This window comes from Caldicellulosiruptor sp. F32, assembly GCF_000404025.1.
Classification (GTDB): Bacteria; Bacillota; Thermoanaerobacteria; order Caldicellulosiruptorales; family Caldicellulosiruptoraceae; genus Caldicellulosiruptor; species Caldicellulosiruptor saccharolyticus.
Genome location: NZ_APGP01000051.1, coordinates 13,808 through 28,301 on the forward strand (window position 1 = coordinate 13,808; position 14,494 = coordinate 28,301).

At 37.2% G+C, this 14,494-nt stretch carries 15 protein-coding genes; 14 read left to right on the plus strand and 1 reads right to left on the minus strand.

What is annotated here, in order from left to right:
* Positions 1 to 13 precede the first annotated feature (13 nt).
* The 11 genes from H964_RS11965 to H964_RS04860 all read left to right on the plus strand — a co-directional run bounded on the left by H964_RS11965 (position 14) and on the right by H964_RS04860 (position 11,470).
* On the plus strand, positions 14 to 1,054 hold the full coding sequence (locus H964_RS11965; RefSeq protein WP_051109306.1) for a response regulator: 1,041 nt from the start codon (positions 14 to 16) through the stop codon (positions 1,052 to 1,054).
* Positions 1,055 to 1,143: 89 nt separating this feature from the next.
* A complete protein-coding gene (gene leuC, locus H964_RS04815) occupies positions 1,144 to 2,433 on the plus strand; it encodes a 3-isopropylmalate dehydratase large subunit (RefSeq protein ID WP_011916868.1) in 1,290 nt (429 codons plus the stop codon).
* Entirely contained in the window at positions 2,434 to 2,955 is a 522-nt protein-coding gene (gene leuD / locus H964_RS04820; protein ID WP_011916869.1) for a 3-isopropylmalate dehydratase small subunit, read from the plus strand.
* Positions 2,927 to 3,994: a 3-isopropylmalate dehydrogenase gene (gene leuB, locus H964_RS04825; RefSeq protein WP_039765201.1), complete on the plus strand. Its 1,068-nt coding sequence runs from the start codon at positions 2,927 to 2,929 to the stop codon at positions 3,992 to 3,994. The genes leuD and leuB overlap by 29 nt, the downstream gene beginning before the upstream one ends.
* Before the next feature lie 111 nt (positions 3,995 to 4,105).
* Positions 4,106 to 5,236, plus strand: coding sequence for an aldo/keto reductase (locus tag H964_RS04830; protein ID WP_039765204.1), 1,131 nt, complete (start codon positions 4,106 to 4,108; stop codon positions 5,234 to 5,236).
* 131 nt (positions 5,237 to 5,367) lie between these two features.
* Positions 5,368 to 5,658, plus strand: a complete 291-nt coding sequence (gene rpsF / locus H964_RS04835; RefSeq protein WP_039765206.1) for a 30S ribosomal protein S6 — start codon at positions 5,368 to 5,370, stop codon at positions 5,656 to 5,658.
* Positions 5,659 to 5,673: 15 nt separating this feature from the next.
* Positions 5,674 to 6,156, plus strand: a complete 483-nt coding sequence (locus H964_RS04840) for a single-stranded DNA-binding protein (protein ID WP_039765209.1) — start codon at positions 5,674 to 5,676, stop codon at positions 6,154 to 6,156.
* Between the two features lie 35 nt (positions 6,157 to 6,191).
* Positions 6,192 to 6,467, plus strand: a complete 276-nt coding sequence (gene rpsR, locus H964_RS04845; protein ID WP_011916874.1) for a 30S ribosomal protein S18 — start codon at positions 6,192 to 6,194, stop codon at positions 6,465 to 6,467.
* A gap of 263 nt (positions 6,468 to 6,730) precedes the next feature.
* Positions 6,731 to 7,747 (plus strand): LacI family DNA-binding transcriptional regulator, encoded by a 1,017-nt coding sequence (locus H964_RS04850; protein ID WP_011916875.1) that lies wholly within the window; start codon positions 6,731 to 6,733, stop codon positions 7,745 to 7,747.
* A 423-nt stretch (positions 7,748 to 8,170) separates the two neighbouring features.
* Positions 8,171 to 9,985 (plus strand): L-fucose isomerase, encoded by a 1,815-nt coding sequence (locus tag H964_RS04855; protein ID WP_039765212.1) that lies wholly within the window; start codon positions 8,171 to 8,173, stop codon positions 9,983 to 9,985.
* A 24-nt stretch (positions 9,986 to 10,009) separates the two neighbouring features.
* Positions 10,010 to 11,470, plus strand: a complete 1,461-nt coding sequence (locus H964_RS04860) for an alpha-L-fucosidase (protein ID WP_039765215.1) — start codon at positions 10,010 to 10,012, stop codon at positions 11,468 to 11,470.
* 66 nt (positions 11,471 to 11,536) lie between these two features.
* Here H964_RS04860 and H964_RS04865 read toward each other — a convergent pair whose 3' ends face one another.
* Positions 11,537 to 12,670, minus strand: coding sequence for a glycerate kinase (locus H964_RS04865; RefSeq protein ID WP_039765217.1), 1,134 nt, complete (start codon positions 12,668 to 12,670; stop codon positions 11,537 to 11,539).
* A 253-nt stretch (positions 12,671 to 12,923) separates the two neighbouring features.
* On the opposite strand from H964_RS04865, the gene rplM reads away from it, so the two are divergent.
* From rplM to H964_RS04880, 3 genes are all read left to right on the plus strand, one after another.
* Entirely contained in the window at positions 12,924 to 13,352 is a 429-nt protein-coding gene (gene rplM, locus H964_RS04870; RefSeq protein WP_011916879.1) for a 50S ribosomal protein L13, read from the plus strand.
* A 21-nt stretch (positions 13,353 to 13,373) separates the two neighbouring features.
* On the plus strand, positions 13,374 to 13,766 hold the full coding sequence (rpsI, locus tag H964_RS04875; RefSeq protein ID WP_011916880.1) for a 30S ribosomal protein S9: 393 nt from the start codon (positions 13,374 to 13,376) through the stop codon (positions 13,764 to 13,766).
* 201 nt (positions 13,767 to 13,967) lie between these two features.
* Positions 13,968 to 14,494 (plus strand): ammonia channel protein (locus H964_RS04880; RefSeq protein WP_039765220.1); only part of this gene is annotated, 527 nt, incomplete at its 3' end.

Consider the following 14,494-nt stretch of genomic DNA (forward strand, 5'->3'; position numbering starts at 1 on the left):
GAGATTGAGAAAAATGAAGAAATACACAGTATTATTTGTTGATGATGAAGAAAACATATTGAGTGCTTTAAAAAGGGCTTTGATAGATGAGGAATATAGGTGTCTTTTTGCAAAAAGTGGGGATGAAGCATTGAAGATATTAGAAAAGGAAAATGTTCAAGTTATAGTTGCTGACATGAAAATGCCAGAAATGGATGGGCTTACTCTACTCAAAATTGTAAAACAAAAATATCCTAAGATAGTTAGAGTTGTATTATCAGGATTTACACAGCTTCCTCAAGTTTTGGCTGCTATCAACCAAGCAGGAATCTTTAGATTTATCACAAAGCCATGGAATGTGGAAGAAGAACTCAAAATAGTCATAAATCAAGCATTAGAGTACTATGTAATTCAAGAAGAGAAAGAGCAGCTGACAAAAACTCTTGAAAAAAGAAATGAGATGTATGTCAATGTTTTGAGAGCTACTGAAAAAAAATTTAAGGTGCTAAAGCAAAACTTTGACGTTTTAAAAGAAATTATTTCCTATCAGGATTCATATATTATTCAGCTTTTAAAAGCGGACAGAAAGAAAGATATTGTTATCTTTTTGCTTGAGAATATGAAGAGAACTATTTCAAATTACATTTCGATGCTACCAATCTATCCAATAAAGTTTAACGTAGAGAAGTTAGTGAGAGATCTAAGTAAAACTATAGAAGAAAGATTTGAGGGGAATACCAATATCAAAATAGAAGTAAAAGATGAGACCAAAGAATACACTTTTGAAGGATTTTACGGTGTATTGCTATTTACCTTAATTGAGATTATGATGGTTATAATTCAATTTGACTTAGATGCCTTTGCCGTTATAAGCATTGACTGTATTGATAGTAAATTAATTATAATAATTTCGATTCCAACAAAAATAGAAGAAAAGCTACTTTTATATTTGCTTTCTCTCACTCCTTTTGCATCTGTGTTGAAAGGAACTCTAAAAATTGATACGCAAAAGGGGAAAAATATTGATATACAAATCGAATGTACATTTGACTACGTTGAAAAAAACATTAATTAATACGCAAAGAAAACAAATTTTTATGATGAAAATGATTTAAGCAATGTTTATAATTATAGAAAAACTAAATGCAGGGGTGATAATTATAAATGTCAAAGCCGATGACAATGTCCCAAAAGATTTTGGCATACCATGCAGGCAAAGAATATGTTGAGCCAGGCGATTTGATATTTGCAAATGTTGACTTAGTTTTAGGAAATGATGTCACAACACCTGTGGCAATAAAAGAATTTGAAAAGATAGGTGTTGATAAGGTTTTTGACAAGGACAAAATTACAATAGTTCCAGATCATTTCACACCTAATAAAGATATAAAGTCTGCTCAGCAGTGCAAAATGGTGAGAGAATTTGCTAAAAAATATGACATTACAAATTATTTTGAAGTTGGCGAGATGGGTATTGAACATGCACTCTTGCCCGAAAAAGGCCTGGTTGTGCCGGGTGATTTGGTAATTGGTGCAGACTCTCATACATGCACATATGGGGCATTGGGTGCTTTTTCAACAGGAATTGGTTCTACTGACATGGCATGTGCAATGGCAACAGGAAAGTGCTGGTTCAAAGTTCCAGAAGCCATCAAGTTTGTCCTCTACGGCAAAAAAACTGGCTGGACATCAGGCAAAGATATTATCCTTCACATTATTGGTATGATAGGTGTTGATGGTGCACTTTATAAATCAATGGAGTATACAGGTGAGGGATTAAAATCTTTGTCTATGGATGACAGGTTTACAATTGCTAACATGGCAATTGAAGCAGGTGCAAAAAATGGTATATTTGAGGTTGATGAAAAGACAATTGAGTATGTAAAACAGCACTCTACAAAGCCTTATAAAATTTTCAAGGCAGATGAAGATGCAGAGTATTCAGAAGTTTACGAGATTGACATCTCAAAGATAAGGCCAACAGTTGCATTTCCACATCTTCCTGAGAACACAAAGACAATTGATGAGATAACAGAAAAGATTTATATTGACCAGGTTGTAATTGGCTCCTGTACAAATGGCAGAATTGAAGATTTGAGGATTGCAGCAAAGATTTTAAAAGGTAGAAAGGTCAAAAAGGGTCTACGTTGTATCATCTTCCCAGCAACACAGAATATCTATAAGCAGGCATTAAAAGAAGGGCTTATTGAAATCTTCATTGATGCAGGTTGTGTTGTTTCAACTCCAACATGTGGGCCTTGTCTTGGAGGACACATGGGAATTTTGGCAGAAGGCGAGAGAGCTTTAGCTACAACAAACAGGAACTTTGTTGGCAGAATGGGTCACCCCAATAGTGAAGTTTATCTATCATCACCTGCAATTGCAGCAGCATCAGCAGTACTTGGCTATATCGGATCACCTGAAGAGCTTGGAATGAAAGGAGATGAAGAATAGATGATTTTTAAAGGGAAAGCTCACAAGTATTATGATAACATTGATACAGACGTTATTATTCCTGCAAGATATCTTAACACATCTGACCCGGCTGAACTTGCAAAACACTGTTTGGAAGATTTGGATAAAGAATTTGTGAACAAGGTCAAAAAAGGGGATATCTTGGTTGCAGGTAGAAACTTTGGCTGTGGTTCGTCAAGAGAGCATGCGCCAATTGCAATAAAAGCGTGTGGAGTTTCATGTGTTATTGCTAAATCTTTTGCAAGGATATTTTACAGGAATGCCATAAATATTGGCCTTCCAATTGTTGAGTGCGAAGAGGCAGTAGATGGTATAGAAGCTGGAGATGAGGTTGAGGTTGACCTTGTAAAAGGTATTATAAAAAACCTTACAAAAAACAAGGAATTTAAAGCAAAACCATTTCCTGAGTTTATGCAAAATATCATGAAAGCAGGCGGGCTTATAGAGTTTGTAAAAGGAGAGTTGAAAAAAGATGCATGGGATAGCTGTAATTCCTGGTGATGGAATAGGTCCTGAAGTCATCGAGCAGGCACTTCTTGTTCTTGACAAAGTGTCTTCAAAGTTTGGGGTTAAATTTGAGTACATTTTTATTGACGCTGGCGGATGTGCAATCGACAAGTATGGTGTACCAATTAGAGAGGAAGATTTGGAACTTGTTAAAAAATGTGAGGCAACATTATTGGGTGCTGTTGGTGGACCAAAGTGGGATGGTCTTCCCGGAAATTTGAGACCTGAACAAGCTCTTTTGAAGCTCAGAGGGGGACTAAAAGTTTATGCAAACCTGAGGCCTGCTGTGCTGTATGATGAGCTAAAAGACTCATCCCCACTCAAAAAAGAGATTGTAGACAAGGGCATTGATATTCTGGTTGTCAGAGAGTTAATTGGTGGTATGTACTTTGGTCCAAAAGGAAGAGAAGTAAAAGATGGCGATGAAGTAGCTTATGACACAGAGGTGTATTCAAAAAGTGAAGTTAGAAGAATTGCAAAGGTTGCGTTCGAAGCTGCCAGAAAGAGAAAGAAAAAAGTAACCTCTGTTGACAAGGCAAACATCCTGGAGTCTTCAAGGCTCTGGAGAGAAACTGTTGAAGAGGTTGCAAAAGATTATCCGGATGTGGAGCTTTCTCACATGTATGTTGACAATGCGTCAATGCAGCTTGTGAAAGACCCATCACAATTTGATGTGATACTTACTTCTAATATGTTTGGAGATATCTTGTCAGATGAAGCATCAATGATTGTAGGTTCAATTGGGATGCTTGCCTCAGCTTCACTTGGCGAGGGCAGTGTGGGACTTTACGAGCCAATTCATGGCACTGCCCCAGACATTGCAGGGCAAGATTTAGCAAACCCAATCGCAACAATTTTGTCTGCTGCAATGATGCTGCGTTACAGCTTTGACATGGAAGATGCTGCAAAGGCTATAGAGAATGCTGTGAAGATTGCTCTCAAAGAAGGGTATCGGACAAAGGATGTCTACACAGAAAATTGTAAGCTTGTTGGAACAAAGCAGATGGGAAAAATCATATGTGAAAATATCTAAAAGCTGCAGAAAATTTTCTGCAGCTTTTTTGTATTTATATTTTCAAAAAGGTAAGGTAAAATATAAACATCACACACTCTAAATAAACGGTTACTGGGGAGGGGTTTTTAAATGAATTATAGGCCCTTTGGAAGGACCGATTTCAAAGTATCAGCTCTTGGTTTTGGCGCAATGCGACTTCCTATTTTAGACAGTGACTATTCAAAGATTGATGAGGAAAAGGCAATTGAGATGCTACAATATGCAATTGACCATGGAATCAATTACATTGACACAGCATATGTGTATCATGGAGGAAACAGTGAAGTTGTGGTTGGTAAAGCTTTGAAAGGGGGATATAGAGAAAAGGTCAAGATTGCAACAAAGCTTCCTGTTTGGCAGGTAAATAATTTTGATGATGCTGATAGGATTTTAGATGAGCAGCTAAAAAGACTTGATACAACTTACATTGACTTTTACCTTTTACATGCTCTTAACAAGGACCATTGGAAAAAGTTAAAAGGTATTAACATATTTAAATGGGTTGAAAAAGTGATCTCTGAAGGGAAGATAAAGTATATAGGATTTTCATTCCATGATGATTTGAACACATTCAAAGAAATAGTAGATAGCTACAACTGGACATTCTGCCAGATTCAGTATAATATTCTAAACAGAAACTATCAAGCGGGTGAAGAAGGATTAAAGTATGCTGCGTCAAAGGGGTTAGCAGTTGTCATTATGGAGCCTCTTTTGGGTGGAAGGCTTGCAAAAGAGCCGCCGGAAGAGATTAAAAAGCTTTGGGATAAGGCAGCTGTTAAAAGAACACCTGTTGAGTGGGCTTTGGCATGGCTTTGGAATCAGAAGGAAGTATCAGTTGTTTTAAGTGGTATGAGCACATTGGAACAGGTAAAGCAAAATATCGAATATGCAAGCAAATATGATATAGGGTGTCTTACAGCCGAAGAACTTGAGCTTGTGGAAAAGGTTGCGCAAAGGTACAATGATCTAAGAAAAGTCAACTGTACAGAGTGCAAATACTGTATGCCATGTCCACAGGGTGTTGATATTCCTTGGAATTTTAGCATTTACAATCAGGCTGGCATGTATAACATGTTTGAAGAGATGAAGAATGACTATTTAAAGAAGGAAAAAGAGAGAGCTGAAAACTGCATAGAATGTGGCGTATGTGAAACAAAATGTCCACAAAATCTGCCAATTAGAAGACTTTTGAAAGAGGTTGCAGCCTATTTTTCGAAATAAAAATTAGGTTATTTACTTTAAAGTGCATTTTGTGATAAAATACTGCATGTTGTGGGAAGAAAAAATTACTCTTCCCTTGCTCCCAAAAAGAGCTTTGGGGGCCTTTAAGTCTAAAAGGGAGGTGAAAGCTTGTGGTTGAAAGAAAGTATGAAACAGTGTTTATAATAAGCCCCACACTTGACGATGAGGCAAGAGCAGCTCTTGTCGAAAAGTTCAAGAACCTTATCTCAAGCAATGGGCAGCTTCTTACAGTAGAAGAGTGGGGAAAAAGAAGGCTTGCATACAAGATTAACAAGCATGCAGAAGGATATTATGTGCTTATGCAGTTTATAAGCAAGCCTGACTTCCCTCGCGAGCTTGAGAGGGTTTACAGAATTACAGATGGGGTTATCAGGTTTTTGATTGTAAAGCTCGAAAAGTAAGAGGGGGCGGCTTTTTTGAATAAAGTTATTTTAATGGGGCGCTTGACACGCGACCCCGAATTTAGATTAACCGCAAACAATACCCCCGTTGCTAATTTTACATTAGCAGTCAGCAGAAGGTTCAAAAGAGAAAACGACCAAGATGCAGATTTTATTCCTATTGTTGCATGGAGCAGGCTTGCTGAGTTTTCAAAGAATTACTTGAAAAAAGGTAGGCAGGTAGTTGTAATAGGAAGACTGCAGCTTAGAACATGGGATGATGAATCAAATCGTCGACATTATATTACAGAGGTAATTGCAGAGGAGATATACTTTGCAGAACCAAAGCCCAAAGATGTTCCAGCAGAGGCTGAGGCAGATGTAAAAGAGGAAGATATCCTGCCAGACTTAGACGAAGAGATACTTGACAGTGAACTTGAAAACTTCTTTGAGGAGGATATAGGTACCTCTTCGAAACTGGATCTTGACGAAAATCCAGAAGATGATTTGCCGTTTTAAATAAAAGTAAAAAACTGAAAAAGGAGGGAAGTTGGTTGACAAATCAAAATCAGAGCCAAACCCAGACTACTCAGACTGTAGAAAAGGTAAGCTCAAGACAAAAGAAGAAGAAAAGAGTTTGCTCTTTTTGTGTTGAAAGAATATATGACATAGACTACAAGGATGTAAATAGATTGAAAAAGTTCCTCACTGAAAGAGGCAAGATTATGCCAAGAAGAACAACAGGAAACTGTGCAAGACATCAAAGACAGCTAACAAGGGCAATTAAAAGAGCAAGAATCTTGGCACTTTTGCCGTTTATAGTTGAATAAATACTACAAGCCTCTATGCCTGAGACATGGCATAGAGGCTTTTTGCTTTGTGTGCAGTTTTCTAAATTATAAACTACCTTTTTGTAACATAAATTTTGTATTTAAAACATCAATAAGCTACTCAAAAAGTTTTTCGCATAGTTTTTCAAAAAGCAAAATTTATTTTTAGCATTCTGCTTGACACTATTATACATGTTGTAAAATTGTTGATTTAAAAAACTTTATAGTGATAAAATAATAGCAAAATAGTTACCCAAAAGAGGGTGATAAAAATTCCAGCCACCATCAAAGACATTGCTCGCTACACAGGCTTGTCAATTGCAACAATTTCAAAATACTTAAATGGAGGAAATGTGCTTGAAAAAAATAGAATATTGATTGAAGAAGCCATAAAAGCCTTGGATTTTGAAGTGAATGAGATTGCAAGAGGCTTGAGGACAAACAAGACTATGACTGTGGGTGTGCTTATCCCTGTATTTGAGCAATTCTTCAGCACTATTATTTCAAGCTTAGAAACAATCTTGCTTGAAACAGGCTATAGCGTTGTTGTGTGCGACTATAAAGATGACGAAAAATTGGAAAAGGAGAGATTTGATTTTCTTTATAAAAAAAGAGTAGATGCTCTTGTAGTTGTTCCCACTTCTTTGAGGGGCTGTGATATAAGAAAAATTGTAAAAAGAGATATTCCAATAATAGCAATTGATAGGCCAATTCCAGATTATGAGTGTGATACAATTGTTGTAAACAATTTTGAAATTTCATACAAAGCGGTGGAAAAACTTATCACCATGGGACATAGAAAAATTGGCATAATATGCGGCCCGCAAAATATTTATACAGCAAAGGAAAGGCTGAGAGGTTACATTGAAGCACACAAGAATTATAACGTGGAAATAGACGAAGGATATATAAAATTTAGTGATTATCACAGTATGGAATCAGGATTTAAGAGGATGATGGAGCTTTTAGAGAAAGATGACCCTCCCACTGCAGTATTTATTACAAATTACGATATGACTGTTGGAAGTGTAATTGCTATGAATGAAAAGGATGTTAAAATTCCCGATGAACTTTCTGTTATTGGATTTGACAGCATTGAAATAGCAAGAATGGTAAAACCACCTCTATCTTTAGTACTACAACCAACAGAGGAAATTGGCAAAGCTGCGGCTGAACTTATTTTAAAGAGACTAAAGGGTGATAAAAGCGATTTCCCTCTCTTTAAAAAGTTGGATGCACAACTTTTGATAAAAAAGTCTATAAGAGAGATTAAATGTTGATTTTATTGGTTTTGAGATGATTTAAAGTTTTTTAGCTTATTTTTTATTTAAATTATTTGTTATTGACAAGGAATGTATCAAAGAATATAATAAAATCAAAAATAGAATTTTTATTTTGTCATGCAATGTGAAACGTTTAGCATATGGTGAGAGAGTTTTAATGATGATTGACTCTCTATTTTTAGAGTAAATAGAAAAATGTGATATACAATTGTGACTAAAGGACAATTATGTAAAAGTTTATAGCGAAAAAATTAGGCAAATATATTGACAAGTTGTGAAAAAGAGTGTATACTAGAAACAGAATAAATGGCGTTATAATTATTTTTGTAAAACAAAAGCTAAACGTTTCACATACTTTCATTCCATTTCACCAATGTAGTTTTGCATCTCAAAAACTGAAAGAAAGGAGAAATAGCAAAAATGTCAAATGAAAGATTGAATGTTTTCATAGGTGAAAAAAGATTTGTTGAAGATTACCCCAAGGTGGGTATAAGACCAACTATAGATGGAAGATATGGTGGAGTAAGAGAGTCTTTAGAAGAGCAGACATGGAGATTAGCAAAATCGGTAGCAGAATTTATCGAAAAGAATGTTTATTTGCCAAATGGCGAGAAGGTAAAGTGTGTACTCCCTCCTCGGTGTATTGGTGGTGTTGTTGAGGCAAGAATGGCAGATGAACTTTTCAAAAAAGAGGGGGTAGGCCTTTCTATAACAGTCACGCCTTGCTGGTGTTATGGTTCAGAAACAATGGAGATGACACTGGATATTCCAAAAGCTGTATGGGGATTTAATGGTACAGAAAGACCGGGTGCTGTATATCTTGCTGCAGTGTCGGCCGCTCACAATCAAAAAGGGTTACCTGTCTTTAAGATATATGGAAAGGATGTTCAAGACAAAGATGATTTTTCAATTCCTCAAGATGTCCAAGAAAAGATTTTAAAGTTTGTAAAAAGTGCTTTAGCAGTTTCTATAATGAAAAATAAGTCCTATCTTTCAATTGGAAACGTATCGATGGGAATCGCAGGTTCTATTGTTAACCCTGACTTTTTTGAGGATTATCTTGGGATGAGAGTTGAGTATGTTGACATGTCAGAGATAATAAGGCGAATAGAAGAAAAAATATACGACCAAGAAGAATTTGAAAGGGCAATACAGTGGGTGAGGAATAATTGTAAGGAAGGAGAAGATCCTAATCCACCAGAGAAAAGAGTTGACAGAAAAAAGAAGGATGAGGTATGGGAATTTGTGGTCAAGATGGCTATAATAACAAGAGATTTAATGATTGGTAACAAAAAGCTTGAAGCATTAGGTTATCCCGAAGAAGCACTTGGACATAATGCAATTTTAGCAGGATTTCAAGGACAGCGTCAGTGGACAGATCATTTCCCAAACGGTGACTTTATGGAAACAATTCTCAACTCCTCATTTGACTGGAATGGACTAAGACAGCCCTACATACTTGCAACTGAAAATGATAGCTTAAATGGTGTATGTATGTTATTTGGGCATCTTCTTACAAATACGGCTCAAATTTTTGCAGACGTTCGAACATATTGGAGCGAAGGTGCTATTTATAGAGTCACTGGATGGAAACCAGAAGGACTTGCTCAAAATGGGGTTATTCATCTTATAAATTCAGGTTCAGCAGCACTGGACGGAACAGGTCAGCAAGAGATTGACGGCAAGCCTGCTATAAAACCTTTCTGGGAAATCACTGAAGAAGAAGTTAGAAAGTGTTTAGAAGCAACAAGATTCTGTTATGCAAATTTGGGCTATTTTAGAGGTGGCGGATTTTCAACAAAATTTGTGACAAGAGGTGGTATGCCTGTTACAATCTCAAGATTAAATATTGTTAAAGGGTTGGGGCCTGTTCTTCAGATTGCAGAAGGCTGGACAGTAGAACTTCCTCCAAATGTTCATGAAATACTTGACAGAAGGACAGACCCGACATGGCCAACCACATGGTTTGTTCCAAAACTAACTGGCAAGGGAGCGTTTAAGAGCGTATACTCTGTGATGGAAAACTGGGGAGCAAATCATTGTGCGATAACGTATGGACATGTAGGTGATTTGTTTATCACATTGGCATCTATGTTAAGAATTCCAGTGTGCATGCACAATGTAGAAGAAGAAAGAATATTCAGACCGAGTGCTTGGAGTGCGTTTGGAACAGATGACTTAGAAGGTGCAGATTTTAGAGCATGCAAAAATTTTGGGCCACTTTATAAGAAATAATTTGTACACAAGGAGGTCTTATACATGGAGGAGTATTTAAAAACCATCCAACAAGGTCCATTCTCACCAACATGGGAATCTTTAAGGCAGTTCAAATGTCCTCAATGGTTTTTAGATGCCAAGTTTGGTATTTGGGCGCACTGGGGGCCTCAATCGGTTCCTATGTATGGTGACTGGTATGCACGCAATATTTATAGAGAAGGAGAGCCACAGTATTACTACCATTGGCGAAAGTATGGGCATCCTTCAAAGGTTGGTTACAAAGACATTGTTCAGATGTGGAAGGCCGAAAAGTTTAATCCAGAGGAATTAATTGATCTGTATATAAAAGCAGGGGCAAAATATTTTGTTGCTCAGGCTGTTCACCACGATAACTTTGATAACTGGAATTCCCGATACCATAGGTGGAATGCAGTAAATATGGGTCCCAAAAAAGATATTGTTGGGATGTGGGCAAAGGCTGCAAGGGAAAGAGGTCTTCCGTTTGGTGTATCAGAACATTTAGCAGCAAGCTTTTCATGGTTTGCACCAAACAAAGGATGTGATTCAAGAGGACCATATAAGGGTGTTCCATATGATGGAAATGACCCTGCCTATGAGGATTTTTATCACCCAAATAGGGACGAGTATGAGTTAGAAAAACAGCATGGAAAGATTGTCAATTGGTACTCGCAAAATACGCAGTGGCATATGAAATGGTTTTTAAGAATAAAAGATTTAATCGACCAGTATGAACCAGACTTTTTGTATTCAGATGGTGGTGTTCCATTTGGTGAGATTGGGTTGAGTATAGTTGCGCATCTTTACAATACAAGTGCCAAGAATCACAGTGGTATAAATCAAGCAGTGTACACTCAAAAAGACACAAATCCGGATGTGTATAAAATTGGTGTTTTGGACATTGAACGTGGAGCAGCCGAAGATATTCTACCTCATCCATGGCAAACAGATACATGTGTAGGTGGTTGGTTTTATGATGTAAGAGCTGTATATAAAACCCCGCAACAGGTAATTGAAATGCTTGTTGATATTGTCAGCAAAGGTGGAAACCTTCTTTTAAACATTCCACAAAAACCAGATGGCACATTGGATGATGAGTGTCTTTATATTCTTGATGAGATTGCAAAATGGATGAAAGTAAATGCAGAAGCCATATATGCAACACGTCCATGGATAAGATATGGAGAAGGTCCGACAAAAGGTCAAGGTGGAGCTTTCCAGGAGAAAAAACTCGAGTGGACAAAAGAAGATTTTAGATTTACACAAAAAGAAGGGAAAATTTTTGCTTTTCAAATGAAATGGCCAGAAGATAACAGAGCAATCATCAAAAGTTTGGGACTGTCAAGCGGTATCTCTGTCAAAGAGGTAAAACTTTTGGGTTTTGAAGATAAACTTGAATTTGAACAGCTCGATAACGCACTGATAATCAAATTGCCAGAAAAGTACTGCAGCACAGGGTATCCACACTGTTTTTGCATAAAGTAAAAACTTTCCTTTTTCAGGGCTATTCCAAAAAAAAGACGGAATAGCCCTGATGGTTTTATCTGCTTTTTAAAGTTTTTTTGCCCTTAAAATCAAATTCACAATACTCTTTGTAGTTTCTTTCAAAAGCCGTGGTGCTTCTTTGAGACATCTGTCAAGCGATGATGCCATATCAACGATAGAGAAAATTGAAGTTATGCCTTCTTTTGAATATTCTTCAAAAGGACAATCAATAGACCCTGAAATAACAATTACCATCTTGCTGAACTTTGCCCCAAGTCTTGCAATTCCAATTGTAGATTTTCCAGATAGGCTTTGCCTGTCAAATCTTCCTTCACCTGTGATAATAATGTCTGCCCATTTGACATGTTCTTCTGCATTTGAAGCGCTGAGTATATAATCTATTCCCGATACATACTGAGCGTTCAAAAAAGCAAGAAGTGCAAATCCTAAACCCCCTGCAGCACCAGCTCCGCTGGATAGCGATAAATCTTTTCCGAGATACTCTTTGGCAACATTTGCAAAATTCCTAAGTCCCATATCAAGAAGCTTTACAGCATTTTCGTCTGCCCCTTTTTGAGGTGCAAACACATACGCTGCACCGTTTTCTCCATAAAGTGGGTTTGTAACATCACACAAAACTGTAAATTTTATCTTAAGAACATCTTTCAAAAAATCTGAATCATCAATCTTTTTTATTTTTACCAAGTTTTGCCCAATTGGTTTTAACTCTTCTCCATTTTCGTCCAGAAATTTCATACCAAGGCTATTTAGCATCCCAACTCCTGCATCATTTGTTGCAGACCCACCAATGCCAATGATGATTTCTTTCACTTTCTTTGAAATTGCGTATTTAATGAGCTCACCAACACCGTATGTTGTTGTGTAAAGGGGATTTCTTTCTTCATCTTTTAAAAGAAGAAGTCCTGAACATTCTGCCATTTCAATAATTGCTTTGTCTTCAAAAAATCCTATCCTGCTTTTTATCTTCCTAAAAAGAGGGTCACTTACCTCAACCTCTTCTATTTTGGCACCAAAGATTTTAGACAGAGCTGTCAGAGTTCCTTCTCCACCGTCAGCAAGCGGAAGCTGGAAAACTTCTGCGCTTTTGTCAACCTCAATAATAGCTTCTTTTATTATCTCAGATGCAACTGAAGCGTCAAACGACCCTTTATATTTATCCGGTGCAACCAAATATTTCAATAACATTTCCTCCTTTCTTGTCAATCTTACCAATGCGAAGTTTACATTTATATTTTACCAAAATTCTTGTCAAATTCCTTGCATTTTTAAAATAAAAGTATTTACTTATGCTTATTAAAATCGTTATCCAAGCAATTGACATTGACAATATAATGTATTAGAATATTTAATGTTTTAAAATGAGGCCCCGAGTATGAGTTGATAACATAGATTTTCAGAAAACAAAATTTCAAAAGGAGTGAAAACGAGAGCGATGAAGACATACCTTGCAAAGCCAAATGAAGTTCCAAAGAAGTGGTATGTGATAGATGCAACAGGAAAGCCGCTTGGAAGGCTTGCAGCTAAAATTGCTGTCATTTTGAGAGGAAAACATAAACCCCAGTTTACACCTAATGTTGACACTGGAGACTATGTAATTGTGGTAAATGCTGAGAAGGTTGTTTTAACAGGTAAAAAGCTTGACAAGGATGGATACAGATATCATACAAAGTATCCAGGTGGACTTAAATTCATACCATATCGCAGACTTCTTGAAAAGCATCCAGAGAAGGCAATTGAGATTGCAGTGCGCGGAATGCTTCCTAAAAATAGGCTGAGAGATAGGTTTATGAGAAAGCTCAAAGTTTACAGAGGACCAAATCATCCACATGCTGCACAAAAGCCAGAAGTGCTGGAAATTTAGTTTTAAGGGGAGGATATGAAAGTGGCACAGATTAGATATTATGCAACTGGTAGGAGAAAAACTTCTGTTGCAAAGGTTTGGCTTTCACCTGGAAATGGTAAGATTATTGTGAACGATAAGAACATGGAAGAGTATTTTCCTCTTGAGACATTGAGAATTATTGTAAAGCAGCCATTGACACTTACTGAAACACTCAACAAATATGATGTAATTGCAAAGGTTAAAGGTGGCGGGCTTTCTGGCCAAGCAGGTGCACTGCGCCATGGTATTGCAAGAGCGCTTGTGCTTGCTGACCCAACACTCAGACCTGTTTTGAAAAAAGCAGGATTTCTCACAAGAGACCCACGTATGGTGGAAAGAAAGAAGTACGGTCTCAAGAAAGCAAGAAGAGCACCCCAGTTCTCGAAAAGATAAAAGAATTTTTGCAGCTCCTTTTTTCAAGGAGCTTTTATTTTTGCAATTTCACCAATTTAAAATTTCACCTATTGACATCATCTCAAAAGCTGGATATAATAAAATTGTAGTTGCCAATGGGGGCATACCAGAAATGGTATGTCCCCATTTTGCATTTTAGGCGGATATAGACTTTCAAAATAAAATTTGGGGGTGTTTTGGATGAATTATGCTGATATTGTATGGGTACTCATTTCAACAGCTCTGGTTATGCTGATGACACCAGCGGTAGGTCTTTTTTACGGTGGTATGGTCAGAAGAAAAAACCTTCTTTCAACAATTACCATGTCAGCGTTGACTTTGGGGATAATTAGCATTGAATGGGTACTGGTTGGCTACAGCATGGCGTTTGGCCCTGACAGGTTTGGTTTGATTGGCACCTTAGATTGGGCAGGGCTGAGGAATGTGGGGTATAAACCAAATCCTGACTATGCGGCCACAATCCCACACCTTTTGTTTATGGCATTTCAAATGATGTTTGCTGTTATTACTCCAGCCCTGATTGTGGGAGCATATGTAGAAAGAATCAAATTTAGCAGCTATATACTCTTTACATTACTATGGGCTCTGTTTGTCTACAACCCTGTTGCACACTGGGTGTGGGCAAAAGGTGGATGGCTCAAAAACTTGGGCGCTTTGGATTTTGCAGGCGGCACTGTTGTGCATATTACTGCTGGTGTGTCAGCTTT